This is a genomic window from Specibacter sp. AOP5-B1-6, assembly GCF_052376555.1.
Lineage (GTDB): Bacteria > Actinomycetota > Actinomycetes > Actinomycetales > Micrococcaceae > Specibacter.
Genome location: NZ_JBQSVT010000032.1, coordinates 1 through 25,589 on the forward strand (window position 1 = coordinate 1; position 25,589 = coordinate 25,589).

Annotated in this window: 26 protein-coding genes; 9 read left to right on the forward strand and 17 right to left on the reverse strand. The window is 64.0% G+C overall.

Annotation, left to right across the window (positions count from 1 at the left end; translation table 11 throughout):
* Positions 1-72: 72 nt before the first annotated feature.
* A complete protein-coding gene (gene xylB / locus ACT3TS_RS14640) occupies positions 73-1,584 on the reverse strand; it encodes a xylulokinase (RefSeq protein WP_444532251.1) in 1,512 nt (503 codons plus the stop codon).
* A complete protein-coding gene (locus ACT3TS_RS14645) occupies positions 1,581-2,534 on the reverse strand; it encodes a sugar-binding transcriptional regulator (protein WP_444532252.1) in 954 nt (317 codons plus the stop codon). Before ACT3TS_RS14645 ends, xylB begins: the two co-directional genes overlap by 4 nt.
* A 126-nt stretch (positions 2,535-2,660) precedes the next feature.
* Between ACT3TS_RS14645 and ACT3TS_RS14650 the strand changes: the two genes are divergently transcribed.
* Genes ACT3TS_RS14650 through ACT3TS_RS14665 form a run of 4 tightly spaced genes read left to right on the forward strand, consistent with a single transcriptional unit; the run spans position 2,661 to position 6,974 of the window.
* Positions 2,661-4,049, forward strand: a complete 1,389-nt coding sequence (locus tag ACT3TS_RS14650; protein WP_444532253.1) for an ABC transporter substrate-binding protein — start codon at positions 2,661-2,663, stop codon at positions 4,047-4,049.
* A complete protein-coding gene (locus ACT3TS_RS14655; RefSeq protein ID WP_444532254.1) occupies positions 4,049-5,014 on the forward strand; it encodes a carbohydrate ABC transporter permease in 966 nt (321 codons plus the stop codon). The genes ACT3TS_RS14650 and ACT3TS_RS14655 overlap by 1 nt, the downstream gene beginning before the upstream one ends.
* Before the next feature lie 3 nt (positions 5,015-5,017).
* Positions 5,018-5,920 (forward strand): carbohydrate ABC transporter permease, encoded by a 903-nt coding sequence (locus ACT3TS_RS14660; RefSeq protein WP_444532255.1) that lies wholly within the window; start codon positions 5,018-5,020, stop codon positions 5,918-5,920.
* Positions 5,921-5,924: 4 nt separating this feature from the next.
* The gene (locus ACT3TS_RS14665) at positions 5,925-6,974 is read left to right on the forward strand and encodes an NAD(P)-dependent alcohol dehydrogenase (protein ID WP_444532256.1); all 1,050 of its coding nucleotides are present in this window, start codon (positions 5,925-5,927) and stop codon (positions 6,972-6,974) included.
* A 44-nt stretch (positions 6,975-7,018) separates the two neighbouring features.
* Here ACT3TS_RS14665 and ACT3TS_RS14670 read toward each other — a convergent pair whose 3' ends face one another.
* From ACT3TS_RS14670 to ACT3TS_RS14690, 5 genes are read right to left on the reverse strand one after another with little or no spacing between them, the layout of a single operon-like run.
* A complete protein-coding gene (locus tag ACT3TS_RS14670) occupies positions 7,019-7,438 on the reverse strand; it encodes a MarR family winged helix-turn-helix transcriptional regulator (protein ID WP_444532257.1) in 420 nt (139 codons plus the stop codon).
* Positions 7,435-7,782 carry a DUF6204 family protein gene (locus tag ACT3TS_RS14675; protein WP_444532258.1) on the reverse strand — a complete coding sequence of 116 codons (348 nt, stop codon included), beginning with the start codon at positions 7,780-7,782 and terminating at the stop codon, positions 7,435-7,437. Before ACT3TS_RS14675 ends, ACT3TS_RS14670 begins: the two co-directional genes overlap by 4 nt.
* On the reverse strand, positions 7,775-8,425 hold the full coding sequence (locus ACT3TS_RS14680) for a TetR/AcrR family transcriptional regulator (protein WP_444532259.1): 651 nt from the start codon (positions 8,423-8,425) through the stop codon (positions 7,775-7,777). The genes ACT3TS_RS14675 and ACT3TS_RS14680 overlap by 8 nt, the downstream gene beginning before the upstream one ends.
* Before the next feature lie 54 nt (positions 8,426-8,479).
* Complete coding sequence (locus ACT3TS_RS14685) at positions 8,480-8,752, reverse strand: MoaD/ThiS family protein (RefSeq protein ID WP_444532260.1); 273 nt, start codon at positions 8,750-8,752, stop codon at positions 8,480-8,482.
* Between the two features lie 28 nt (positions 8,753-8,780).
* Positions 8,781-9,905, reverse strand: a complete 1,125-nt coding sequence (locus tag ACT3TS_RS14690; protein WP_444532261.1) for a WD40/YVTN/BNR-like repeat-containing protein — start codon at positions 9,903-9,905, stop codon at positions 8,781-8,783.
* 149 nt (positions 9,906-10,054) lie between these two features.
* On the opposite strand from ACT3TS_RS14690, the gene ACT3TS_RS14695 reads away from it, so the two are divergent.
* From ACT3TS_RS14695 to ACT3TS_RS14705, 3 genes are read left to right on the forward strand one after another with little or no spacing between them, the layout of a single operon-like run.
* Entirely contained in the window at positions 10,055-10,399 is a 345-nt protein-coding gene (locus ACT3TS_RS14695; RefSeq protein WP_444532262.1) for a metal-sensitive transcriptional regulator, read from the forward strand.
* A gap of 4 nt (positions 10,400-10,403) precedes the next feature.
* On the forward strand, positions 10,404-10,631 hold the full coding sequence (locus ACT3TS_RS14700; RefSeq protein WP_444532263.1) for a heavy-metal-associated domain-containing protein: 228 nt from the start codon (positions 10,404-10,406) through the stop codon (positions 10,629-10,631).
* Positions 10,632-10,682: 51 nt separating this feature from the next.
* Positions 10,683-13,058, forward strand: coding sequence for a heavy metal translocating P-type ATPase (locus tag ACT3TS_RS14705; protein WP_444532264.1), 2,376 nt, complete (start codon positions 10,683-10,685; stop codon positions 13,056-13,058).
* Here the strand turns inward: ACT3TS_RS14705 and ACT3TS_RS14710 are convergent.
* A complete protein-coding gene (locus ACT3TS_RS14710; RefSeq protein WP_444532265.1) occupies positions 13,032-14,090 on the reverse strand; it encodes an EamA family transporter in 1,059 nt (352 codons plus the stop codon). The two genes, ACT3TS_RS14705 and ACT3TS_RS14710, sit on opposite strands and share 27 nt — an antisense overlap.
* Positions 14,091-14,161: 71 nt before the next feature.
* Here ACT3TS_RS14710 and ACT3TS_RS14715 point away from each other — a divergent pair, with 71 nt between their 5' ends.
* Positions 14,162-14,743: a CGNR zinc finger domain-containing protein gene (locus ACT3TS_RS14715; protein WP_444532286.1), complete on the forward strand. Its 582-nt coding sequence runs from the start codon at positions 14,162-14,164 to the stop codon at positions 14,741-14,743.
* A 129-nt stretch (positions 14,744-14,872) separates the two neighbouring features.
* Here ACT3TS_RS14715 and ACT3TS_RS14720 read toward each other — a convergent pair whose 3' ends face one another.
* From ACT3TS_RS14720 to ACT3TS_RS14740, 5 genes are all read right to left on the reverse strand, one after another.
* Entirely contained in the window at positions 14,873-15,664 is a 792-nt protein-coding gene (locus tag ACT3TS_RS14720; protein WP_444532287.1) for a carbohydrate ABC transporter permease, read from the reverse strand.
* A gap of 101 nt (positions 15,665-15,765) precedes the next feature.
* Positions 15,766-16,761, reverse strand: a complete 996-nt coding sequence (locus ACT3TS_RS14725) for a carbohydrate ABC transporter permease (RefSeq protein ID WP_444532266.1) — start codon at positions 16,759-16,761, stop codon at positions 15,766-15,768.
* Positions 16,758-18,176 carry an N-acetylglucosamine/diacetylchitobiose ABC transporter substrate-binding protein gene (gene ngcE / locus ACT3TS_RS14730; RefSeq protein WP_444532267.1) on the reverse strand — a complete coding sequence of 473 codons (1,419 nt, stop codon included), beginning with the start codon at positions 18,174-18,176 and terminating at the stop codon, positions 16,758-16,760. The genes ACT3TS_RS14725 and ngcE overlap by 4 nt, the downstream gene beginning before the upstream one ends.
* A 140-nt stretch (positions 18,177-18,316) precedes the next feature.
* Positions 18,317-19,090, reverse strand: coding sequence for a sugar isomerase domain-containing protein (locus ACT3TS_RS14735; RefSeq protein ID WP_444532268.1), 774 nt, complete (start codon positions 19,088-19,090; stop codon positions 18,317-18,319).
* Positions 19,074-20,045 (reverse strand): MurR/RpiR family transcriptional regulator, encoded by a 972-nt coding sequence (locus ACT3TS_RS14740; RefSeq protein WP_444532269.1) that lies wholly within the window; start codon positions 20,043-20,045, stop codon positions 19,074-19,076. The genes ACT3TS_RS14735 and ACT3TS_RS14740 overlap by 17 nt, the downstream gene beginning before the upstream one ends.
* A 92-nt stretch (positions 20,046-20,137) precedes the next feature.
* Between ACT3TS_RS14740 and ACT3TS_RS14745 the strand changes: the two genes are divergently transcribed.
* Positions 20,138-21,262, forward strand: a complete 1,125-nt coding sequence (locus tag ACT3TS_RS14745; RefSeq protein WP_444532270.1) for an N-acetylglucosamine kinase — start codon at positions 20,138-20,140, stop codon at positions 21,260-21,262.
* Positions 21,263-21,391: 129 nt separating this feature from the next.
* On the opposite strand, the gene ACT3TS_RS14750 is transcribed toward ACT3TS_RS14745, so the two are convergent.
* From ACT3TS_RS14750 to dnaB, 4 genes are all read right to left on the reverse strand, one after another.
* Positions 21,392-21,754 (reverse strand): hypothetical protein, encoded by a 363-nt coding sequence (locus ACT3TS_RS14750; RefSeq protein ID WP_444532271.1) that lies wholly within the window; start codon positions 21,752-21,754, stop codon positions 21,392-21,394.
* Between the two features lie 74 nt (positions 21,755-21,828).
* Positions 21,829-22,437 carry a hypothetical protein gene (locus ACT3TS_RS14755; protein WP_444532272.1) on the reverse strand — a complete coding sequence of 203 codons (609 nt, stop codon included), beginning with the start codon at positions 22,435-22,437 and terminating at the stop codon, positions 21,829-21,831.
* A gap of 9 nt (positions 22,438-22,446) precedes the next feature.
* Positions 22,447-23,820 (reverse strand): MATE family efflux transporter, encoded by a 1,374-nt coding sequence (locus tag ACT3TS_RS14760; protein WP_444532273.1) that lies wholly within the window; start codon positions 23,818-23,820, stop codon positions 22,447-22,449.
* Positions 23,821-23,859: 39 nt separating this feature from the next.
* Positions 23,860-25,239, reverse strand: coding sequence for a replicative DNA helicase (gene dnaB, locus ACT3TS_RS14765; RefSeq protein WP_444532274.1), 1,380 nt, complete (start codon positions 25,237-25,239; stop codon positions 23,860-23,862).
* Between the last annotated feature and the right edge of the window lie 350 nt (positions 25,240-25,589).

Below are 25,589 nucleotides of genomic sequence, written 5' to 3' on the forward strand. Positions count from 1 at the left end.
AACTTTGCCCTCCTGTCGCCAGCCTGCCACGTCATCGGCACCGGCCGGGCACCGAATACCGGCCGGGGTCGTCTACTGCCCGTAGACCACCTTCCGGGCAGCAACGTACCGCCCGCGCACCTTGGCGCCCCATCCGCCGTCGGGTATGAAGGACTCCTCGATCTGCCGGCCCCACACGGGCAGCTCCCCGGTGGCTGCCCAGGCTGCCTGCCGGGCGGCACCCAGGGCCACGTATTCGCGGGGTTCAGGGACATCAACGGGCACGCCAAACACCGTGGCCGCCGCCTCCCGCAGCGCCCGGGACTTCGCACCGCCGCCAATGAGCAGCACCCGCTCCACCGGAACGCCAAAGGACGCCAGCGAGTCCAGCGCGTCGGCCAGCGAGTTCAACACCGCCAGCACGGAGGCCCGCGCCAGGTTTTCCGGCGTCATGTTGGCGCGGGTCAGGCCCACCATGGACCCCGTGGCATCGGGCAGGTTCGGCGTGCGTTCGCCGTCAAGGTAAGGCAACAGTGTCAGGCCGCCGGAATCGGGAGCGGCCGCGAGCGCCAGCCGGTCAAATTCGGCCAGGTCAACGTTGAGCATGGCGGCACCGGCCACCATCACGCGGGCGGCATTGATGGTCGCCTGCAGCGGCAGGTGCCGCCCCGTGGCGTCGGCAAAGCCCGCGAGTTGCCCCGAAACGTCGTGCACCGGCTCCTCGGAGACGGTAAAAACGGTGCCCGAGGTGCCAATCGAGACGACCACCTCCCCCGGCGCCAATTCCAGGCCCAGTGCCGCACCGGCGTTGTCGCCCATGCCGGCACCAACGACGGCGGCACTTGAGCCCCAGCGCGGGAGCAGCTGCCCGGCACTTTCGTTGGGCGCGAGAACCTGGGGCAGGGAGGGCGCGGCGCCGAAGAACCGTTCCAGCAGCTCGGCCCGGTACTTGTTGGCAACCGGGTCGAAATAAGCGGTGCCGGAGGCGTCGCTGCGGTCGGTGGACCATGCCCCCGAGAGCTGCAGGTTCAGCCAGTCGTGCGGCAGTCCCACGGTTTTCAGCCGGGCGGCCGCGTCGGGGCGGTGCCTGGCCAGCCACGCCAGCTTGGTCAGCGTAAAGGAGGCCACGGGGAGCAGATTGACCGCATCCACCCATGCTTTCGCACCCAACTCGGCAACCATGCGGCCGGCTTCTTCGGCACTGCGCACATCGTTCCACAACAGGGCATCATGGACGGGCTCATTGTCCCCGTCAACAGCCACCATGCCGTGCTGCTGGGCGGCCACAGCCACACCGGCCACCCGCGTCCCCAGCCCCGGAATCCCCGCCGCATTCCACGCTTCCTCCAGCGCGGACGTCCAAAGATGGGGGTCGATGGACGTGCCGTCCGGATGCGACGAGGCGCCGGCAGCCACCTGCGCCCCGGTGGCCAGATCAACGGCCACAACCTTGCACGACTGGGTGGAGGAATCAACACCCACCACCAGCCTGCCTGCCGGCCTGCCTGCCCGCCTGGCTGCTGAGGGCTCCGTTCGAATCTCGCCTGCAGCAGTCTCTGCAACAGTTTCGGCGCTCACGGCATCGGCGGCCAATGCGGCGCTCATGCCGACACCCCGTGGCCGGCAGAAAATTCCTGCAGCGCCATGGCGAGGGACTCATCCATGACGAGGGTGTGGACAATCCCCGCGGCAATGCAGGCGCGCACGGCGTCGGCACGCACAGCACCTTGGGCCACGGCAATGACCTTGGGGGTGCGCTGCAACTGTTCCACCGTGACGGACAGAATCCGGGCGTCGAGCTCCGCAACCACGGCCGTTCCGTCCCCGGCCAGCAACCGGCCGGAACACTCGGCGACGGCACCCTTGTCGACGCCGTCCCGGCGCACCGCGTTGTCCACGCGGTCCCACACCGTCGACAGGTTCGGGGCCCAGGCGCCGATGGCCACCACTGCCAGGTCCAGCGAGTCCGCCTTGCGCATGGCGTCGGCGATCTCCGGCTGGCGGCGCAGCCCTGTGGCCGTTGCGGCACTGTCGACGACGAGGGGCGCCCACATGGGCCAGGTCCGTCCGCCGCCCACACGCCCCAGGCGCTGGATGAGCTCCAGCGGGTTGCCTCCGCCAGGGACCGGGAGCGCCCCGGCCAGCTGGACGATATTGCATTTGGGCAGTTCCGGCACATGCCGTGCGGCCAGGTCCAGGGTCCGGGACCAGGAAATGCCAACCGTCATGCCTGTGCGCGCCTCGCGCATCAGCTCGTCCGCCACCGCGTGGGCCTGCAGGTCCCGCTGCTGGAAGTCGTCGCCAACTGTTGCCACGACCACGATCCGCCGAATCCCCAGCGCCGCGGCCAGCGCTTCCGTATCGATTGCCGCCGCCCTGCCCGGGGTGCGGATTTCAATGTGAACAATCCCCCGGGCGCGGGCCTCATCCAGGAAGCGCGCCACCTGAAACCGTGAAATTCCATGCTCGTTGGAGATTTCAACCTTCGACTGATTGTCAAGGTAATAAGCCCGCCCGATGCGGGCCAGCAGCTCCTCATGGGATATTTCCGGCACGGTGCACCTTCCTAAACTGAAACATTTGAGCGATTGCTCTTGCTCAAATGAGTATATATGACTAGAGTCACTTAACAAATGAGCGAGATCATCTTCTCAAATGAGCAACGAGATTGAGAGTGACCAATGAAGTTCCCCCCATTCCGCGCCCCGAAAGCGCCCCGCAGCCGCACGGGCACCCGGGCAGCCAAATTGTTGGCCGTTGCCGCCGCCGCAATGCTTGCCCTGGGCGGCTGCGCGCCCGCCGGATCCGCGCAGGACACCATCGTGGTGGCGATCGTGGCCAACCCGCAGATGAAGGACGCCGTCTCCCTGCAGGATGACTTCAAGGCCAAGCACCCCAACGTCAACGTCAAGTTCGTGACCCTGCCCGAGAACGAGGCCCGCGCCAAGATCACCGCCTCGGTCGCCACCGGCGGCGGTGAGTTCGACGTCGTCATGATCTCCAACTACGAAACCGAAATGTGGGCCAAAAACGGTTGGATCGAAAACCTCCAGCCCCTTGCCGACGCCACTGAAGGTTACGACACCGACGATTTCATCCCCACCATCAAGGACGCGCTGAGCTACCAGGACGACATGTACTCGGTCCCGTTCTACGGCGAGTCCTCGTTCCTGGTCTACCGCGAGGACCTGTTCAAGGAAGCCGGCATCACCATGCCGGAGCACCCCACCTGGGATGAGATCGGCGCGATTGCCCGCAAGCTCAACGACCCGGACAAGGATTTCGCCGGCATCTGCCTGCGCGGCCTGGCAGGCTGGGGCGAGGTCATGGCCCCGCTGGGCACCGTCATCAACACCTACGGCGGCCAATGGTTCGACATGGACTGGAACGCCAAGCTGGATTCGCCCGAGGTCAACGCCGCCGTCACCGACTATGTGGACCTGTTGCACGACGCCGGCCAGCCCGGCGCCGCAACCAGCGGCTACGGGGACTGCATCACCCGCTACAGCCAGGGCAAGGCGGCCATGTGGTACGACGCCACGGCCATGGTTTCCAGCATTGAAGACCCGTCATCCTCACTGGTTGCCGGGAAGTCGAAATACGCCCCGGCGCCGGTGGAGAAGACGGAGTCGGCGGGCTGGCTGTACAGCTGGTCGCTGGCCATTCCCACCACCTCCGAGCACAAGGACGAGGCCTGGGACTTCGTCTCCTGGATGACGAACAAGGACTACATCAAGCTTGTCGGCAACCAGATCGGCTGGGAACGCGTCCCTCCCGGCAGCCGCCAGTCCACGTATGAGATCCCCGAATATGCGGCCGTCGCCGAGGCTTACGCCAAGCCCACCCTTGACGCCATGTACAACGCCAAGCAGGAGACGTCCATGGTCAACCCCGTCCCCTACCCGGGCCTGCAGTTTGTGGGGATCCCGGAATTTCAGGACCTGGGCACCCGGGTCAGCCAGCAAATCTCGGCCGCCATTGCCGGGCAAAAAACAGTTGACGAAGCACTCAAGCAGGCCCAGCAATACGCCGTGCCCGTTGCCGAGTCCTACCAAGAAGGAGGCAAGTAGTGGCTACCACGCTGGTTGACAAGCACAACCTCAAACAACACGGCCGCAAAAGCGGCAGGGACGCCAAGAACAGCGGGGACGGCTCCGGCGTCTCCAGGGCTGAGGGGTGGCGCCGCCGCGGGCCACTCCTGCCGGCACTGATCTTTACCATCGTCATTACGCAGCTGCCCTTCCTGGTCACCATCTGGTACTCGCTGCGCAACTGGAACCTGCTGCGCCCCGACGGCAACCAGTTCATCGGACTGCAGAACTATGTGGACATCTTCCTGGATTCCACGTTCCGCAGCTCGGCCTTGAACAGCATTGTCATCACTCTTGGCTGCGTCTTCCTTGCCATGGTCCTTGGCATCATCTTCGCGCTCCTTCTGGACCGCAAGTTCCGCGGCCAGGGCATTGTGCGCACCATGCTGATCACCCCGTTTTTGATCATGCCCGTCGCCGGCGCCACGCTGTGGAGCATCTCCATGCTGAACCCGAGCTTCGGCCTGGTCAACTGGGTGATCTCACTGGTGGGCATCCCGCCCGTCGACTGGACGGCGTCGCACCCCATCGTCTCCATCCTCATGGCCTTGGTGTGGCAGTGGACCCCGTTCACCATGCTGTTGGTCCTGGCCGGGCTGCAGTCCCAGCCCAAGGATGTCCTGGAAGCCGCGCAGATCGACGGCGCCGGCTGGACCAAGACGTTCATCTGGGTCACGCTGCCCCAACTGCGCCGCTACATTGAGCTGGGCGTGCTGCTGGGCACCATCTACGTCGTCAACACCTTTGACCAGATCTACCTCATGACCGCCGGCGGGCCGGGCACCGCCAGCGCCAACCTGCCGTTTTACATCTACCAGCGGGCCTTCCTGGGCTTCGACATCGGCCAGGCCGCCGCGATGGGCGTTGTGGTTGTCATCGCCACGATCATCATCGCCACCTTCGCCCTCCGCCTGATCTTCCGCAGCTTTGACGCAAAGGACTAAGCCGTGACCAACACCTTCACTCCCCCCGCCCCCAAGCCGGCAGCCGCCGTTTCCCCGGCGCCGAAATCCGCTGAGCGGAAGTCCCGTGAGGCACGACGGCGTTTCACCGGTTCCAGCATCACCACAGTTACGTGGTTGCTTGCCTTTGTCTTCTTCGCCCCCGTGATCTGGCTGGTCATGACGGCCTTCAAGCCCGAATCGGCCGCGGCGTCGAACCCGCCGGTGTTCTTCTTCGTCCCCACCTTCGAGCAGTTTGAGGCGGTGCTGAGCAACGGTGCGGGCGCCTACTTCCTGAATTCGTTGATCGCCACGGGTGTCTCGACGATCCTTGTCATTCTGCTGGCTGTGCCGGCCGCCTATGCCGTGAGCATCCGGCCGGTGAAGAAAACCTCGGATGTGCTGTTCTTCTTCATCTCCACCAAGATGCTTCCCGTCGTGGCGGTCATCATGCCCATCTACGTCATCGCCGGGCAGCTCAAGGTGCTGGACAACATCGGCACGCTCGTCATCCTGTACACGGCCATGAACCTGCCGATTGCCGTCTGGATGATGCGCTCCTTCTTCCAGGAAGTGCCGGCCGAGGTTCTCGAGGCCGCGGCCATGGACGGCGCCGGACTGATCAAGACCCTGCGCACCATCTTGATTCCCATGGTCACGCCGGGACTGGCAGCCACGGCCCTGATTTGCGTGATCTTTGCCTGGAACGAGTTTTTCTTCGCCCTGAACCTCACCGCCGCCAACGCCGCCACGGTGCCGGTGTTCCTCGTCTCGCAGATGACGAGTGAGGGATTGTTCCTGGCCAAGCTGTCAGCCGCCTCGGTACTGGCGTCGCTGCCGGTCGTCATTGCCGGTTGGGTCGCACAAAAGCAGCTCGTTCGCGGGCTGTCGATGGGTGCGGTGAAGTAACACCATGGCAACGCGCAATACTGAGACCGCCACTTCCGCATCGCCGCTCCCGGAATCCATGACGGCCTCCGTCCTGGTCCGGCAGGGCGAGCTGCGCACCGAGCAGCGCTCCGTGCCCGCGCCTGGTCCCGGCGAGGTGCTGGTGCGCATCAGCTCGGTGGGCGTGTGCGGATCCGACACGCATTACTTCACCGAGGGCCGGATCGGCAGCTTCGTCGTCGAGGCGCCGCTGGTCCTGGGCCACGAGCCCGCCGGCGTCGTTGTGGCATTGGGTGAAGGCGTCACGAATCGTGAGGTTGGCCAGCGGGTCTCCCTTGAACCGGGCATCCCCGATCCGCTCTCGGAACAGTCGCTGGCAGGCTGTTACAACCTTGACCCGGGCGTGCGCTTCTTTGCCACGCCTCCCATCGACGGCGTATTTTCCGAATATGCGGTGCACCCGGCGGCGTTTTGCCACCCTGTCCCCGACGCTGTTTCCGACGATGCGGCTGCCCTGCTGGAGCCGCTCAGCGTGGCCCTTGCGGCCAGGGCTGCGGGCCGGATCCAGCTCGGCGACAAGGTTCTCGTGGCCGGGGCCGGCCCCATCGGACTGCTGATTTCAAAGGTGGCGCAGCTGGCGGGCGCCATCGTCACGTTGACGGACGTGCGCGCCGAGCGCCTTGAAATTGCGGGCAAATACGGCGCGGCGCACACGTTCACGGCGGCCGAACAGCCGCCTGTCGAGCCGGAGTTCAACGTGTTCATTGATGCCAGTGGCGCCGAGCGGGCCATCCTGGGCGGCTTGGCCCGGCTCGCCCCGCGCGGGCGCGCCGTCCTGGTTGGCATGGGCGCAGACACCATCGCCCTGCCCGTGCCGCTGGTCCAGGGCCGGGAACTCATGATCACGGGCACGTTCCGCTACGCGAATACGTGGCCGACGGCCATTGCCCTGGCGGCGTCGGGGGACATCGACCTTGACGGACTTGTCACCTCGACGCACGGCCTCGACGCCGTTGAGGCTGCTCTCACGGCAGGCGCCACTCCGGGGGCGCTGAAGGCCATGGTTCATCCCTGACCTGTTCATCCCTGGCCTTCGCGGAACCTGAAAATTCGGAATCGCTAATCGTCGCTGGGAGCCGGGCCCGTCTTCGCCAGCAGGGCCGAGAGTGTTTCGCGTTCAGCGCTGCTGAAACAGGACTCGAGGTACCGCTCGGTGGCGTCGGCGCAAATATCCCGGCCCTCGGCCTCGATTCCCTGACCGCTCTCCGTCAAAATGAAGGCAGCCGGTCCGAGGCGTTCGATCCATCCCAGCTTCTCCAGCGGCCGCACGCGGCGCAGGGCTGCGGAACCAGGCACGGACAGTGCACCGGCCGCACTGCTGATTGATGTGCCGGCCGGCCCGCCGGCCGCCACGGCGGACAGCACCCGCAGTTCGTCGGCACCGAGGCCAATCCTGGCCAGGGCACGGTCAAGCACCAATGTCGCAGCCGCGGCCGTGTCGAGCAGGTCAAGCAGGGCCGCCCGGCCGGCGCCGCTCATGAGGTTTCCGCCGGTTGCCGGGTTTTGATGTTGTCCATGCTGGTCAGGGCGACTTTCAGTATCCGGCCCGTCAGTCCCCGTGACAGCAGGGCGCCGGCAGTCAGCTCTTTAGCCACCATGGCGACCTCGACTTCGGCGTCGGCGGGGCTGGGCTCGTTGGATGTCAGCTCGTACCTGAATTGGAAGTTCACCAGTTCCCGCTCGTACAGGAACATGCCCTCGGGTGTGAATCGCGCTGAAAAAATCCCGTGGTCGTGCTGCCGTGCCAGCAGCTCGGCGCGTTGCCCGCCGTCGAGCACGCCAAATCTGCCGCGCACCGTCACCCTGAATGTCCGTTCAGTCATTGCTGGTCCTTCGGGTCGCTTGAATAAAGGTGTTCGCAATCTCGTCTGCGAGCTGCTCCCACCCGGGCTGTGCAGTCCCGGAATGTGTGGCGCTGCGGCTGAATTCCATCGAGTGGGCGTCGAGGGCGCTGCGGAGCGTCAACGCCATCATCCCCGGGTCAAAGGCACGCATCTGCCCTGCACGCTGCCCGGCGGCAAAAAGCTCAACAATCCCGGCCAGGCTCTCCCCAGCGCGGGCCTCGTAGCTGCCGCTTTGCTGCTGGCTTTGTTCGCGCACTATGGCAATCAGGGCCTGGGCCCGCTCCGGGCGCTCCGCGCAGAATTGCACGTAGCACCGGATGTATCCTTCCAGTCGCGCCAGGCTGTCGGCGCTGGACGTGAGGATGGCGCCCAACTGCGGTGCCAGGGAGGCGATGACGGCGCTCGAGACCGCGTCGAGCAATTCGTCCTTGCCGCTGAAGTTGCTGTGGAACGCGCCGCGGCTGTAGCCGGCATGCTCGGCAACGAGTTGGAGGGAAACTGCCGTCACGCCATGGCGGGCATAGAGCTCGATGGCAGAGTCGACCAGCCGCGCCCTGGTCTCCTCACGACTCTCGGCCCGTGTGCGGCGCAACGGGATTTCCGGGTGGCTGAGGTTTTTCACTCCACAAGCATACCATCCCGTATTTGAATACGTGATGGTATGACGGTGCTCATGTCAGCCTCCCGCCACTGACTGGATCACCATCAGTTCACGGCCCGCGGCCACCCGGGTTTTCAAGCCATCCAGGCGCCGCAGCTCGTCGCCGTCCAGATAGATGTTGACGTATCTGCGCAGCGCCCCGGTTTCATCGCGCAGCCGCCGGTCAAAGACGGGAAACTCGGCCTTGATGGCATCCAGCAGCTCGGCAACGCTGGCCCCCTCCCCCACGTCAAGACGCAATTCCCCACTGCCGCCAACCAGGGGCTGCAGCAGTCTCGGCACCAGCACTTTCACTTCCCCGGCCACGTCCGGTCCGCTACAGCTCGACGGCGGCGGCACGGACACACAAGACGTCCGGCAGGTGGGTGAGGACCGCACTGAAATGCCCGCCTTCGTCGGCGCTGGCATACACGGTGCCGCCGCGGGTGCCAAAGAACAGCCCCGCCGGCTCGGCCGTGTCAACGGCCGCGGCATCCCTGAGCACCACGTTGAATTCGGGCTGCGCCAGACCGTCGGCCAGACGCGTCCAGGACTCCCCGCCGTCGTCAGTCCGGTGCACGGCAAGCTGTCCGTCCGGCGGGATCCGCTCGGCATCGGCCTTGATGGGGATGACCCACGCGGTGCCGGAGCGGCGCGGGTGGGTGAGCACGGTGAAGCCGAAGTCCGCCGGCAGGCCCCGGGCGATGTAGTCCCACGTGTCGCCGTTGTTGCCGCTGCGGTATACGCCGCCGTGATTTTGCGCGAACAGCACCTCGGGCCGGTTGGCGTCGCGGGCCACCTTGTGGACGCACTGGCCGAACTCCGGGGTCTCCTCCGGCAGGAAGGTTGCGCCGATCCCCTTGTTCCGGGGCTCCCACGACGCGCCTGCATCCGTGCTGCGGTACACGCCGCCGGTGCTCATGGCCACGTGGATGGTGTTGGGGTCGGCGGGGCTGGGCAAGACGGTGTGGGCTGCGGCGCCGCCAAATCCGGCACCCCATTCAAGGCGGTGGGGGTGGTCCCACAATCCCCTGTTCAGTTCGAAATGTTCGCCGCCGTCCACGGACTTCCAGACGGAGATGGGTTCGCAGCCGGCCCACACAACGCCCGGCCGTCCGGCAGAATCGGGTCGGATCTGCCACACCCGCTCCAACGCGGTGTCGGTGTCGGCCGGGAAGATGATGGCACCGTTCTCGGGTTCGTGCCAGGTGGCGCCAAAATCGTCGGAGTGCGCCACCGTGGGCCCCCAGTGCTCGCTGCGCAGGCCCACGAGAATGCGGGTGGCACCACCACGCGTGTCGATGCCGATGCTGGGAATCTCCTGCATCAAGAAATGCGGCCCGGTGAAGGTGTAATTAACACGGTCCGGGCTCGTGCCCAGCCACAGGCCCTTCTTCGTGCCCACGGCCAGCAGGTGGGTTGTTCCGGAGCGCACGACGTCCGAAGATTCACTGTTTTCCATGGGTTAAAGTCGACCACCGCAACCACGGCCCGGCAAGGGTTACCTGCTGGTAACTTGCGCCGCCGGGCCACGTTCTGGGCGCACCGGCACGGCGGCTATACCCCCAGGGGGTACTTGACCCATACCCTATGGGGGTATACATTGGGGTTATGGACACAGCAGACATGGACGCAGCGCACATGGACACAGAACAGCACAGCCACGGCTATACCGACGAAAAGCAGGCCTATCTGCGGCGCCTCAAACGCGCTGAAGGCCAGGTGCGCGGCATTGCCCGGATGGTCGAGGAGGACAAGTACTGCATCGACATCCTCACCCAAATGGCAGCCGTCAACAAGGCCCTGCATGCAGTCAGCATCGGCCTGCTCGAAGACCACATAGCGCACTGTGTCGTCAATGCCGCCAACGAATCCCAGGCCACCGGGAACCCGGAGATCGTCTCCGAAAAGGTTTCCGAGGCCACCGCCGCCATTTCCCGCCTACTCAGGAGCTAATCACATGAGCAACACCACCACCATCAACGTTTCAGGCATGACCTGCGGGCACTTCGTCAACTCCGTCACCGAGGAACTGACTGGCCTGAAAGGCGTTGAAAACGTCACCGTTGACCTCAATGCCGGTGGCGTCTCCGAGGTCACCATCACCTCCACCCTGACGCTCGACCCCGCGGAAATCGGCGAGGCCGTCGCCGAAGCCGGCTACCTGGTCGTCGCCAACAATGCCTGAACCAACAGTGCCTGAAGCTCCAACGTTCAGGCCACCACAGTAAGGAGCGCCATGAGCGCCTCAGACATTTTGTCCCAAACCGCCATACCCGGCCCCCGCATGGTCGAGATCGACATCGAAGGCATGACCTGTGCCTCGTGCGTCAGCCGGGTTGAGCGCAAGTTGGGCAAACTCGAAGGCGTCAGCGCTTCCGTGAACCTCCCGCTGGAAACAGCTACGGTCACGGTCCCCGCCGGCATTACCGACCAACAAATCATCGACACCGTCAAGGCCACCGGCTACAAGGCCCGGCTGAAGAACCCACCGGCCCAGCGCGCCATCAAGCACGACGCCGGACACCCCCTGCCGCACGATTCCCACCCGGGTGCCACCCAAGCAGGCGGCTCCGCGCAGGGCGGCCACACCGGCGAGCATGCCGGGCACGACGAGGCAGATAGTTCCCATGAGGACCACATGGCCCATGGCGGCACGGCGTCCACCCTGCGCCCGCGCCTGATCCTGGCTGCGGTCCTGACCATCCCAGTCTTCCTCGTCTCCATGTTCCCGGCCCTGCAGTTCCCGCATTGGGGCTGGGTTGCCGGCATCCTGACACTGCCCGTGGTGACGTGGGCGGCCTGGCCGTTCCACCGCGCGGCAGCAATCAATGCCCGCCACCTCGCCTCCACCATGGACACCCTGGTCTCCATCGGCGTCAGCGCCGCGTTCCTGTTTTCCGCCGTGGAACTCGGCCTGGACCCGATGATGACCGAACACGGCAACACCATGGCAGGCCACGCCCCGCTGTACTTTGAGGTCTCGGCCGTTGTCGTCACCTTCCTGCTGCTGGGCCGCTACCTGGAGGCGCGGGCCAAGGCGAAGGCCGGCGACGCACTCAAGGCGCTGCTCAGCCTGGGCGCCAAGGAGGCAACCGTCCTTCGTGGCGGCGTCGAGGTCAAAATTCCGGCGGCGGAACTGGCCGTGGATGAGATTTTCGTGGTCCGCCCCGGCGAGAAGATCGCCACCGACGGCATCATCACCGACGGCACCTCCGCCATCGACACCTCCCTCATCACCGGCGAATCCCTGCCCGTCAACGTCACCGTCAATGACACGGTCACCGGCGCCACCATCAACACCTCCGGCCGCCTCCTCGTCAAGGCCACCCGCGTCGGCAGCGAAACCACGCTCGCCCAAATGGGCAGGCTGGTCAGCGCCGCCCAGGCAGCCAAGGCGCCCATCGCCCGTCTTGCGGACCGCATCAGCGCCGTGTTCGTGCCGATCGTGCTCGTCATCGCGGTGGTCACGTTCACCCTCTGGCTGCTTCTCAGCGGCGACATCCAAGCCGCTTTCACGGCAGCCGTCGCCGTACTGATCATCGCCTGCCCCTGCGCCCTGGGCCTGGCCACGCCGGTCGGCCTGCTGACCGGAACCGGCCGCGCCGCCCAGCTGGGCATCCTGATCAAGGGCCCGCAGGTCCTCGAGGACACACGCACGGTGGACACCATCCTGCTGGACAAGACCGGCACCGTCACCGAGGGCCGCCTGTCAGTGGTCGACGTCGTTCCCCTCACCCAGGTGCCCGCCGCCGAAATCCTGCGGCTGGCCGGGGCCGTCGAATCCCACAGCGAACATCCCATCGCCCACGCCATCACGGCCCACGCCCGCCAACAGGCTGGCGAAAATGGCACCCTCCCCGAACTGTCCGACTTCATGTCGGCACCGGGCGGCGGCGTCCGTGCCGTCATCGAAGGGCACACCGTGCTGGCCGGAAGGGCAGGCTGGCTGGAGGAAAACGGCGTCGAGCTTTCACAGGCAGCCAAGACTGCACTGCTGGAACAGCAGCAACGCGGCACCACGGCAATCTGGGTTGCGGTGGACGGTGACGCTGCGGGTCTGATCGCCCTCAAGGACACCGTCAAGGCCGGGTCCAAGGAGGCCATCGCCAAGCTGAAGGAACTGGGCCTGCGCCCGATCCTGCTGACCGGCGACAACGCCGCCGTCGCCGCCCAGGTTGCCACAATGGTGGGCATCGCGCCGGAGGATGTCTACGCGGACGTCCTGCCCGAAGGCAAGGTGGAAGCCGTCAAGAGGCTGCAGGCGGAGGGCGCCACGGTCGCCATGGCCGGCGACGGCGTGAACGACGCCGCCGCCCTGGCGCAGGCCGACCTCGGCATCGCCATGGGATCCGGCACGGATGTTGCCATCGCGGCCGCCGACCTGACGGTCATGGGCAGCGATTTGGGACAGGTGGCCACCGCCATTGAGCTGTCCCGCAAGACCCTGGGGACCATCAAGACGAACCTGTTCTGGGCCTTTTTCTACAACGCCATCGGCATCCCGGTCGCCGCGCTGGGGCTGCTCAATCCGATGATCGCCGGCGCCGCCATGGCCGCCAGCTCGGTGCTGGTGGTGGCCAACTCGCTACGGCTGCGGCGCTTCGGCAGGTAGCCTGCCGGCCGGCAACCCGTCAGGATCAGAACCAGCATCAGTGTCAAGGTCGACGGCGTGGGACGGGCCGCGGCGGGGAGGCCCGCGCAGCTCGTCCAGCCTGACCAGCACCACACCGCCCATGATGCACAGCCCGCCAAGGAGCTGGACCGCCCGGGGCAGCTCGCCGAGCAGGATCCACGCCCAAATCACCGCGAACAGCACCTCGAACAAGGCCACAAAGGACGCCACCTTTGAGCCCAGCCCGCGCGTTGAGATGATGCCCAGGATGTAGGCGAAGACAGTGGTGATCAGCACCAGGCCCAGTACCGGCACCAGCCAGTGCACCTCGGTCCCGGCAAACACGGGATTGTTGAAGGTGAACACCATGGGCAGCACGCCGACCACGCCCAGCCCCAGGATCATGGCCGCACCAAACACCATTCCGCCGCCGGCCATGAGAATGGGCGGGACCTTGTCGCCCGTCCGGGACGACATGATGAAGAACACGGCCGAACACACCGCCGCGGCAAGCCCCCACAGGATTCCCTCAATGCTGACCTTCTGGCTTCCCGCCACATCCAGGACCAGCACCAGGCCGGACATGGCGCTGATGGCGCCCACAATAGTCAACACACGAGGACGCTGCCTCGTGATGACCCAAGCCCACCCCACCAGCAGCACCGGGGAAAGATATTCCAGCAGCAGCGCCACACCCACCGACAGGTGCTGGACGGCATTGAAGTAAAACAACTGGCACAGCGCTATGGGCACAACTCCGTAGATCGCGATCCGCCCCAGCGAACCTTTCACCTCGGACCAGTGCCGCAGCAGGGCGAGAAGTGCGGGGATGAGAAGCACGACGGCGGCACCCCCAATGCGGACGGCAACGGCGGCGCCGGGCGACCAGCCGACGTCGAACAACGACTTGGCAAAGGAGCCGGACAAGGCAAAAGCCGCGGCCGAGACGAAGGCCAGCAGGAGCGCCGGCGACGCCAGGGCCCTGCGTGCCACCGGCCCGGACAGTGGGAAAGTGTTCATCGGAGTGGTCATGAAATTCCCCATGTCAGGAGTGATTGACGTTATGCTAGTGACACTACGCTCGCGCAATGTCAGGAGTCAACATGGTCTTTAGTCATGACACGGAGGTGGCGCTGCTCTCTGCCGTCAACCTCATCAACACGGCACCCATTACAGTTGCCGCCGACAACGAGGTGACAGGCCCCGACTCACTGGAAACCCTGGCCGCGCTGGACGCCTTTGTTGAACAGGAGCAGTTTTCAGGGTCACGCGAGCGCTCTGCCGCTGAATTGGCGGAAGTGCGGGACATGCGCCGGGAATTGCGCACAATTTTTACGGCTGGCGAGACAACTGCCGCGAGCATGGTCAATGCCCTGCTTGCGCGCGCACAGGCCTTGCCGCAGCTTGTCAGGCACGACCAGTGGGACTGGCACCTGCACGCAACAGCACCCGCCGCGCCTCTTGCCCAGCGCATGGGCGTGGAAGCGGCCATGGCCCTGGCGGATGTCATTCGAGGCAAGGAGCTCGACCGCTTGAAGGTGTGCGCAGCCCCCGACTGCTGCGCCGTGGTGATCGACCTGTCCAAGAACCGATCGCGCAGGTATTGCGACACCGGAAACTGCGGCAACCGGGCCCACGTTGCCGCGTACCGCCGTCGAAAGTCCGACCAACGCCCGGAACAGTGAGCCAGGCAACAGTGAGCCGAACCCTGGGCAGCCACCGCTTGTCCCAGCTCCAGGCCGGGAGCAAACCGCAAGGGGCCCGCACCACCAACAGATGCGGGCCCCTTGCGGGCAATTCGATGGTGCAGGAAACTACTTCATGGTCCCCGCCGACACCGAGCCCTGGAGCTGGCGCTGGAACAGGACGTACATGATCAAAACAGGGACAATCACAATGATGGCGGCCGCGAACAGTGCGCCGAAGTCCACCGCATAGCCCATCTGGCCCGCGTACCGTGCAATACCCTGCGAGAGCACATAGTTCTCTTGCTTGGTGTTGATGGCCACCGGGATCAGGTACTGGTTCCACAGGCCCAGGAAGTTGAAGATGGCAACGGAGGCCATGCCCGGCTTGGCCATGGGCAGCATGACCTGGAAAAAGGTGCGCCATTCACCGGCACCGTCAATTTGGGCCGCTTCGGCAATCTCGTTCGGGAGTGCCTTGAAGAAGGAGAACAGGAAGAACACGGTGAAGGGCAGCGCGAACGCCACGTACACAATGATCAGGCCGGGGAGCGTGTTCAACAGTCCGAGGTTCTTCAGGATGAAGAACAAGGGCACGATGGCCAGAAAGACCGGGAACGTCAGGCCCGCGAGCATCAGGTAGTAGATGGCGCGCGACCCCGGGAACACGTAGCGGGCCAAAACATAGGCACACATGGCACCCAGAACCATCACAATGACGAGGGCAAACCCCACCACGATGACGGTGTTGAAGAAGTACTGGCCAATGCCGGCGGTATTCCAGGCGTTGATGTAGTTTTCGAATTTCCAGTCGGCGGGAAGCGCGAAGGGCGAGGCGAAAATTTCGGACGTGGTCTTAAACGACGACAGCAGGGTCCAGCCGAGGGGAATAAGCACCAGCAGCGCCCAAAGGGCGAGCATGGTGTGCGAGACGCCGGCTACAACCTTGTCACCCTTGGTGTCCTGCCCCTTGCGCTCAACATGGTCGTTGAGCGCCGTGGTTTTTGAAAGTTGGATTGACATTATTCAGACACATCCTTGCTGCCGCCGGTGATCCTGTTGACCAGGAATACGAGCGCAGAGAAGAGCAGGGTGATGACAGCCAGCACCACGCCCATGGCACACGCCAGGCCAAACTGGCTCTTGCCAAAGGCCGTGGAGAACAGTTTCTGGGACATGACGAGCGTGGAGTTTTCCGGTCCGCCCGTGGAGTTCAACACGGACATGTAGACGAAGGCGTCCAAGGCCAGGATCCCCATGTAGACATAGGCCGTCTGGATGTTGTCGCGGATGAGCGGGATGGTGATGTTGATTGCAGTGCGGAAACGTCCCGCACCGTCAATGCGGGCAGCCTCAAACGTCTCAGCCGGGATGCCCTTGATGGCCGCAATGAACAAGATCATGTAGAAGCCGACGAAGCCCCATACAATGACAAACATGGAGGCGATCATGGCCGTGCGTGAGTCACCCAGCCACGGGTAGTCCTTGAACCCCTCCAGGCCGATGCCCGTCAGGATGCCGTTGAGCAGACCATTGCTTGGGTTGAAAATCTGCTGCCAAATGATGCCGATGACAACGGCGGGGATGACGTAGGGGAAGAAGGAGATGACGCGGTAGAAGCCGGATCCCTTGAGTCCCTTGATCTGCCCTCGGCTGCTGCCGCCAATCGTGACCAGCGTGGCCAGGATAAGCGACAAAATCACGGTGATGACCGGCAGGAAGACGGCCAAGGTGACGCTGTTGCGCACCGAAATCATAAAGATGTCGTCGTTGAAGAGCTTGACATAGTTGTCGAAGCCAATGAACGGCATGTTGTTGTCGAAGCCGCCCCAGCTGGTCATTGAGTAGTACACCGCCTGGACAAACGGCGAGATTACAAAGACCAGATAGATCACCAGCGGCAGTCCCAGGAAGACCGCCATGAAGCTGACCTTGTCGAATGTCAGTTTTTTCCGGCGCCGCCGGGCGGTGGCGACAACGCCACCGCCCGATCGCACGTCTTGTGTTGCTTGAGTCACTTCACTTCAATCTTCGTAACCGAGTCGTCTTTCGCAACCTTGTCGGTGATCTCCTGCAGGGCCTTGGTCAGGCCGGCCACGTCGAGCTTGCCGTCAAGGAAGGAGTTCCACGGCACCAGCTGGTCGGGGTTCATCCCGTAGGTGTCCACGAAGTTCCAGGTGAAGATGTTCTTGCCTGCCTTCTCCAACATGCCGGTCTGGGAGACCAGTGCGGTGGAACCGAAGCCGTCGGCAGGAACGGTACCCTTGACAACTGTCGGAGCCAATTTTTCCTTGGCGAAGTTGGTGGCAGCTTCCTTGGAGAGCATGATGCGCAGCAATTCCTTGCCTGCAGCAGGATTCGCACCCTTTGTCGGGACGATGAAGGGCTCGCCGCCTGCGGAGCGCACGCCCTGCTGGTCGATCTTCGGGCTGTCGGAAACAACCGGAACCGGAGCGCCCGTCATTTCAAAGCCGGCCTTGGTCTGGTCCTTCATCTCGTTTTCGATCCAGGAACCGGAAGGGTAGAGCAGAGCTTCCTGGCCGTTGCTCCACTGGGCTTGTGCAGCAGTGAACACGGTGCCGGAGCCGCCGGGCTTGAAGAAGCCGGCCTTGACAATCTTTTCCATGGCGGTGAAGACACTCTGGACGGCAGGCAGTGACCAGCAGTCGGGCTTCAGGTTTTCAAGGCTGAGGCGGACTTCATCGCCGCCTTCCTTGATGGCCGACTCGATGGCCATGGTCTGGTAGTACGTTGCGGCTTCCTTGCCCCAGACAAACAGGTATTTGCCCTTTTCCTTGGCCTTGGCGCCGAGATCGTAGGCTTCGTCCCAGGTGGTGGGAACGGTCCAGCCGTTCTCCTTGAACAGGCTGGCGGAGTACCACCAGGCGTAGACGGTCAGCACGTAGTTGATGGCCGCGAGCTTGCCGTCAAATGTGCCCGGTGCCAGCACGCCGTCGAAGAGCGTGTCAGCGATCTTGGTGCCTTCGAGGTTGTTCGCATCGACGATTGACTGGAGGTCCTCGAGCTGGTCAAGGATGGTGCTGAAGCCAATGGACTTGGCACCCGAGTTGTCAATCAAGTCAGGAGGGGTGCCACCGGCAAAGCGTGGCTGCAGTTCCTGGGCGATGTCGGTGGACGGGTTGATGCTGACGTCAACGTCGGGGAAGTTCTTGGCGAAGATCTTGCCGGCAAATTCTACGTAGTCAATGCCATACCCGCCCTTGAAGATGACCGCGTCAAGCTTGCCCGTTGAGGCAACACCGAACGGGTTCTTCTGGGGGTCCACTTCTCCGCCCGGTGCGGCCGAGCTTGACGACGAGTCGCCGCCGCCCGCACAGGATGCCAAGGCTCCACCCAAGGGCAAAAGCACGGCGGTGGCCAGGGCTCCGCGGAGGAACCCGCGACGCTGCAGAGGCTTGTTTTGAATGTTCATTCTGTGTACTGCCTTCCATTGATGGTACGAGCGCTAAATCGGTACGGCGTTGTACTTTTTAGTACAGTTACTGCATTTCACTGCAATTCATTCGGCTGACTTCATGCGATGTAGCTGACTTCAACTACGTGCCGTTGGAATCATGCCTCACGCCTGAGCCGGCCAACATACTGGCCCACCAGTGCGGTATTGTGTTCGTCCCCGCCCGGGATATTTGCTGAAATATAGATGGGCGGTTTCTTCCCTGCACGGATCAGGCATTGGGTCGTCTCAATGGTCAGCAGCTGCGCAATGTACGCGGCCGTGATCGAGGAGACGGCACCAACACCTCCTCCGCCGGAAACTTCGAGGGTCGTGTCGCCATAGGGCGCACGATTGTCGATAACAATGTCTGCAATCTCGCTGAGCCGCAGCCCACTGGGATGTTTTGTTTCGACAGCGTTGGTGTGTTCGATGCTGGTGACGGCGATGACCTTGTGGCCGCGTTCCTTGGCAGCCAGGGCCAATCCCACGATCGAGCCGTTCACACCGGAGTTTGAGGCAATGATGAAGATGTCGCGCGGATCGACAAGGGAGAGGTTGAACAGCTCCTCGGCAACCCCCGTGTCACGCTCCAGTACGGAGCCTTCCAGCGAGTCCAGCTCAGCAACGTCCCGGTTGCCATGGAGGACCAGGTCGCGCAGGGCGATTTTGCTGGTGGGAATCAGTCCCCCGGCGCGGCCGGCGATCTCCATGGCGAAAGCCTCGGAATGGCCGGTGCCGAACGCCTGAATGACGCCCCCGCTGGCGAGTGCGTCCGCCATTGCGGTGGCGGCGTCGCTGACGCCGCCGGCAACAGCCCATGCCGTGATGGCCTCAAGCCTGCCGGAGACTTCAAGTCCAAAGGCGGTAATGGTGTCAGGAATGATCTTCACCCTTTCCAATCTTGCGCTGGCCGCGGTGCGTACTGACTTCAAGGCGGGCAGCCCGGGTGGGACGCCTGTGCGGCGACACGGCCATGGCGGACGCTGCGAGTTTTGAGGTGGTCTGAGCGAAATTCACCTGGGCCACAAGCAAATACAGGACATCGATGACGAGCAATTGCACATGCTTGGCGGAGAGGTCGTCCGGCTGCAGGAATTGCTCATGGACAGAGGTGATGATGGATTCATCGGCGCTCTCAGCCAGTGGGGAACCCGGGTTGTTGCTCAGGGCCACCGTCAGTGCTCCGGCCTCGCCTGCTTCACGCAACATTTGCAGCGTCTCGTCGGTGCGGCCCGTATTTGAAATGCCGATTGCCACGGTGTTGGTGTCCTGGATCGCTGCACTTGTCAGGCCGGCGTGGACCTCCGACCAGTGGTGGGCGTTGATGCCAATCCGATACAGACGCGACTGCAGCTCCTCGGCCATGACTGCGCTGCCGCCAATGCCGTAGATATCCACGTGGGAGCTCATGGCGATGCGGCGGGCAATCTTGTTCATCAAGGACAGGTCCATGACGGCCGCAGTTTCCTCCAGTGAACGCGTGTGGGCGTTGACAAGGGTGCTGAGCACATCCCGCGGGGAATCATCGGGGCCAAAGGCGCGTCCGATGTCAGCCTTCCAGGACTCCCGGGCGTCGCTGCGGCCCAGCTCGGAGGCGATGCTGACCCGGAAGGGGACATAGCCGGCGTAGCCCAGCAGGCGGCAAAAGCGTGTCACAGTGGCAGGAGAGGTCTTGGTTTGTTCCGCCAGTTCCATGATCGAAAGTTCCAAGGGAGCCTGGGGATGTTCCAGAAGGAAAATGCCGATTTTTGCCATGGCTGCCGGCATGTCAGGTAGCTTGGCCTGAATGCGGTTCACGACGCCGGCAGCTGTCACCGCTGCGAGAGGGGACGTGAAGGTTGACATGTGAAAATCCATTTCTTCTAAGTGGGTACATAATGAAAACTATTATCGTCCCGCATGTAAGTCAAGTCACACCTAGACACAGAATGATAACGATGCCTAATTTCCTTGCCATTGATGCCGGCGGCACCTCCACCAGGGCCGCAATTCTCAATTCCTCGGGACTTTGTCTCGGGTACGGGACAGCAGGGGGTGGAAACCCGGTTTCCCGCGGATTTGAACCGGCCCTGGAGGCACTCACACAGGCTTCGGCCGCGGCCCTCGGGGACGCGCCCGCCCCGTTTTCGGAAGTACTGCTGGCGATGGCCGGCGCATCCCTTGAACTGCCGACACAGCTGTTCCGCGACCGGTTCGCCACACTCGGGTTGGCCGGAAATGTGATGATTGAATCTGATTTATTGGCAGCCTTTTACTCTGGAACCCATCATGACCATGGGTGCGCATTGATAGCGGGCACCGGCGCCGTCGGTGCCCGCATCGCAGGCAGCCGGCTGGCCGCCGTTGCCGATGGGACCGGCTGGCTGCTGGGGGACGCCGGTGCGGGCTTCTGGCTGGGCAGGGAGGTCGCCCGCGCCGTCGCGTCGGCCCTTGATGGCCGCGGCCAGGCAACTTCCCTAACCGGACTCGTGCTGGCCGAGCTGGACATCACCCTTGACCCCGGCGCACGCACCCAGGGCCGGCTCCGCGCCCAGCAGCAGCTGATTCTCAAGGTCTACGAGCGCAGCGCCATTGAGCTTTCACGTTTTGCCCCGCTGGTGTTTGCCGCGCCTGACGACATCGTTGCCCGGGACATCATTGAGCGCGCGGCCCAGGCCCTGGCCCGCACCCTGCTGGCCGTCAGCGAGGGTGCCTCAGACGAGGCTGCAGCTGATGGGGCTGCTGGTGATGGGCCGGGTCAAGCAGTGCCCCTCGTCCCGCCTTTCGCCGGAGCGGCACTTCCGGGCGCGCAGGCGGCCGGGGCCGGGTCGTTCCGCATGACGGATCAGCCATTGATTTTTGGCGGAAGTGTGCTGACCAAGGGTGGGACAGTGGCATCGGCAGTGGTCGACCTTCTGACAGCCGGGACAGCAGAGCCGGCCGGGACCACGGAACCGATCACGCCCGTGTTGGTTGAGGACGGCATGGTCGGCGCTGCCGTGCTGGTGCTCAAGCGCAATGGCATTGAGGTGGATGCGTCCGTTTTTGCCCGCATCCAGGGCAGCTTGGCGGCCCTGCGGTGAGACAGCGCGACTGCCGGCAAGAGGCACGGCCGCGGTAACGGCCGCGCCGTCGTGAGAGGCATGCCGCGGCTTGGGACGCGGCAGCACATCGGACCCTCGCCCAGGGGCGGCCGAGGGCCTGCTGCGGGCTTAGTGCCCGGCGGTTTCGCCGTCGTCGTCAGTGTCCTTGCCAGTCCGGGCAGCACCATTCTCGGCGTCGTTTTTTGTCTTTCCCAAACGGTCGGAGGACCTGCGGTTCACTCCTGAACCTTCACTGAGGGAGGGGTCATTTTCCTTGTGGCCCATGACCAGCAGGGAGGCAATAAGGAGGGTGGCCACGAAAGCGATGCCGAAGGCAATGGCGCCCAGGTCCCAGCGGAGCCCGTGGTCAGTTCCGCCGGCGGACACCACCAGGGTGACAAGTCCGGCAACGGCACCCAAGGCGAACGAGAAGCTGAGGGGAAACTTGATGGAATTACGCGAATTCGGGTTCTGCGGCTCTACACTGCCCACAATTGGTCCTTTGGCTTGTTTGGTGTCTCAGGCACCACGCGATTCTACGCACAGTAGAACATACGGTGCCTAGTTTACTGGGCTTTTGCCCTGCCGCCGTCATGGCGCAATGTGAGGGCTGACAATGTCCACAACGCTCCCGTCATCAAGGCCCCGCCGCCGGCGACACCCATCAGCGCATGCGGCCCGGCCGCGGCAAAGAAGGGCAGCAAAATTCCCGTGCCCAGGCCGAGGATGCCGGAGATCATCCAGTCGCTGCGAAGTGAGGATTTGGCTCGGGAGCTCCCGGCAGGCTTGTGCAGTGCAGCGAAAAGTTCGGCGGCACCCATGACCGCCAGGGCCGCGCCGCCAAGCCAGGCGGCCACAACCGCGCTGACGGAGACGGCCACCACCACGCCGCTTACGGCCAGCAGGGCGGAGGCGCCCAGCACCACCAGCCGCCGCCTGTCACCGAGGGGAAGCGCAACGGATCGCAAAACCACATACTGGGCTGCGGCCACCGCCAGGAAGTAAGCGGCGAAAAGGACGCAGAGGCCCAGGGCCCCCGGCGCTCCCCAAAAGACTGTAATCAGGCCAAAAGCCAGTGTGGCCAGCGCCCGCAACAGCACAGGCTGCCACAACGGGGCGGTGCCGTCCACGGCGTGGTTGGCATTGGCAGGCTGGGGCAGGGCAGTTTCACTCACCCTGCAAGTCTAGCCGCGGCTGGCAGGCACGCCGACCTGCATCCACCGGCCGGTGCGCGCACGCAGCCCCAGCGTCAGTCCGCGGGCCCCCATGTAGCCCACACTGAACGCTGCCCAGACCCAGAACATCCCGGACACGGTGTCGCCAAACTGCAGGTGGGACACCCAGAACAGCAACGGCAGGTAGATCACCAGGTTGCCCACGCCCACCAAGGCCAGGTAGCGGGCGTCCCCTGCCCCGATGAGAACGCCGTCGAGCACAAAGACGTACCCGGCCAGCGGCTGTCCCACGGCCATGACGAGCAGGGCCGCGGTGAGTGCGGCATGGACACCCGCATCCGTGGTGAAGATCCACCCGACGGCGCCGGACGCCGCCCACAGCCCCAGCCCGGTGAGCACGCCAAAGCCAAGACCCCAGCGCGTCATGGTCCGGGTCAGGACCCGGACCTGCGGTATGTTCCCACCCCCAAGCTCCTTGCCAATCAAGGCTTGGGCGGCGATGGCAAGTGCGTCAAGGGCGAAGGCCAGGAAGCTGAAGAGTGTCATCGCCAGCTGGTGGGCGGCCAGGTTCGTGGGGCCCTGCGCCGTCACCACGAGCACTGTGACCAGGATGGCGGCGCGCAGCGACAAGGTGCGCAGCATGAGCCAGCTGCCCACGCGTGAGACCGCGCGGACCCCCGCCCAGTCGGGACGGAGTCCCACATCATGGCGGCGGGCTGCCCGGCCAACGATGACAAGGTACACGGCTGCCATGCCCCATTGGGCGATGACGGTACCCAAGGCGGCACCGCCAACAGACATCCCCAGGCCGTAGACAAAGAAGAAGTTCATGACGATGTTCACGCCAAAACCGGCTGCGGCGACGAGCAGCGGCGTCTTTGTGTCCTGCAGGCCGCGCAGCACGCCCATGGCTGCCATTACCAGGAGCATGGCGGGTATTCCCGCCAGGCTGATCATGAAGTACTCGTGTGCGTATTCAAATACGTCGCCCCTGGCGCCCATGGCATTGAGCAGCCCGCCCCCGGCAAACATGCCTGCAACGGCAAGCACGAGGCCAAGAAGTGCTGCCAGCCACAGGCCGTCCCGACCAACAGCGAGGGCGTCAGCATGCCGCCCGGCTCCCAACAACCGTGCAACGGCAGGGGTGGTGGAGTATGCCAGGAACACCATGAGTCCCACTACGGTCTGGAGAACCGTCGCAGCCAAACCCACCCCTGCCAGCTGCGGAACACCCAAGTGTCCGACGATGGCCGAGTCAGCCAGGAGGAACAGCGGCTCGGCGATGAGGGCGCCAAAGGCCGGGATGGCCAGCGCCCGAATTGCTCTTGCCGTTGAGCGGCGGTCGGGCGCGGAGGCGCCTTTTGGCGTCACTGATTCAGGCATGGCTCAACAATATCTGTCCCCTGGAGTGACATCCGCCGGTTAGTAGCCCTGGCCGCTGTCGCTGGCCATGTTGGCGAAGCGTGAGTAGTGGCCCTGGAAGCCAAGCACGATTGTCTTGGTGGGACCGTTACGGTGCTTGGCCACGATCACGTCGGCCTCACCTGCGCGGGCAGATTCCTTGTCGTAAATGTCTTCACGGTGCAGGAGGATCACCATGTCGGCGTCCTGCTCGATCGATCCCGATTCACGCAGGTCCGAAACCATGGGCTTCTTGTCGGTTCGCTGCTCGGAACCACGGTTCAGCTGTGACAACGCCACCACCGGAACCTGTAGTTCCTTGGCCAGCAGCTTCAAGGCACGGGAGAATTCGGAGACTTCCTGCTGGCGGGATTCCACACGCTTGCCCGAGGACATCAGCTGCAGGTAGTCAAGAACAACCAGCTTCAGGTCATGCTGCTGCTTCAGGCGGCGGCACTTGGCCCGAATTTCCATCAGTGACATGTTGGGGGAATCATCGATGAAGAGCGGGGCCTCGTTCATCCTGCCCATCGTCGTTGCGATCTTTGACCACTGGTCGTCCTTGACCGTGCCCTTGCGCAGGTCCTGCAGGCTGATGGTGGCCTCGGCCGACAGCAGGCGCATGGCAATTTCGTTGCGGCCCATCTCCAGGGAGAACACCACGGTGGCCATATTGTGGTCAATCGCTGCCGAACGCGCCCAGTCCAGGGCAAACGTCGACTTGCCAACGGCCGGCCTCGCCGCAATCACGATCATCTGTCCCGGGTGCAAACCGTTGGTCAGTTCATCAAATTCATAGAAACCGGTGGGCACGCCTGTCATGCCCTGGCCCTTGTGCCCCGACGCCTCAATTTCGTCGACGGTGGCTTCCATGACGTCCTTCAGAAGCACATAGTCCTCTGTGGTGCGACGCTCCGCCACGGCAAAGATCTCGGCCTGGGCGGCGTTGACGACCTCTTCAACTTCACCGTCCTGGGAGTAGCCCATCTGGACAATTTTGGTTCCGGCCGTGACCAGCCGGCGCAGCACGGCACGCTCAGCAACGATTTCGGCATAGAACCCGGCGTTGGCCGCAGTGGGCACTGACTGGATCAGTTGGTGCAGGTAGGCGGCGCCGCCTACTTTGGTGATCTCGCCGCGCTTGGTCAGCTCGTCGGCCACTGTCACGGCATCGGCTGGCTCGCCGCGTCCGTAGAGATCCAGGGTGGCCTCGTAGATGCTTTCGTGGGAGGGCCGGTAGAAGTCGCTGCCGCGCAGGACTTCGACCACATCTGCGATGGCATCCTTGGAGAGCATCATGCCGCCCAGGACGCTTTGTTCAGCGACGAGGTCCTGCGGAGGTGTTCTGGCGAAATCCGGTTCGCGGGAGGAAGAGCCTGACTCTTTGGTTGGTGCCGACATGATGTTTGGTGCCCTCTTTCTGCCCTGCTGGCCGGGCTTTCACCACCTCAAGGCGATGCATTTCCTGGTGCTGCCACTCCTTACCAGCTGGTGCCGACAAAGGTGTCGTTGCGGAGAGCTCAATTGCAACGTTAGACGCTGAAAGGGCATCCACCAACCCCGTTGTCCACCGGGCCTGTGGACAACCGGTGCATTAACTGCCCCAGCTTGTGCACAGGATGTGGGCAAGAATGTGGATAAGTCTCGACTCGGTCCACAAACAGGCTTCTGACCTGCATAAATACTGTCCACCGCCTGTGGAGAAAAAGAATTCTGCCCGCAAAGGCGGGCTCAAAGCGGGGGCTTGACGC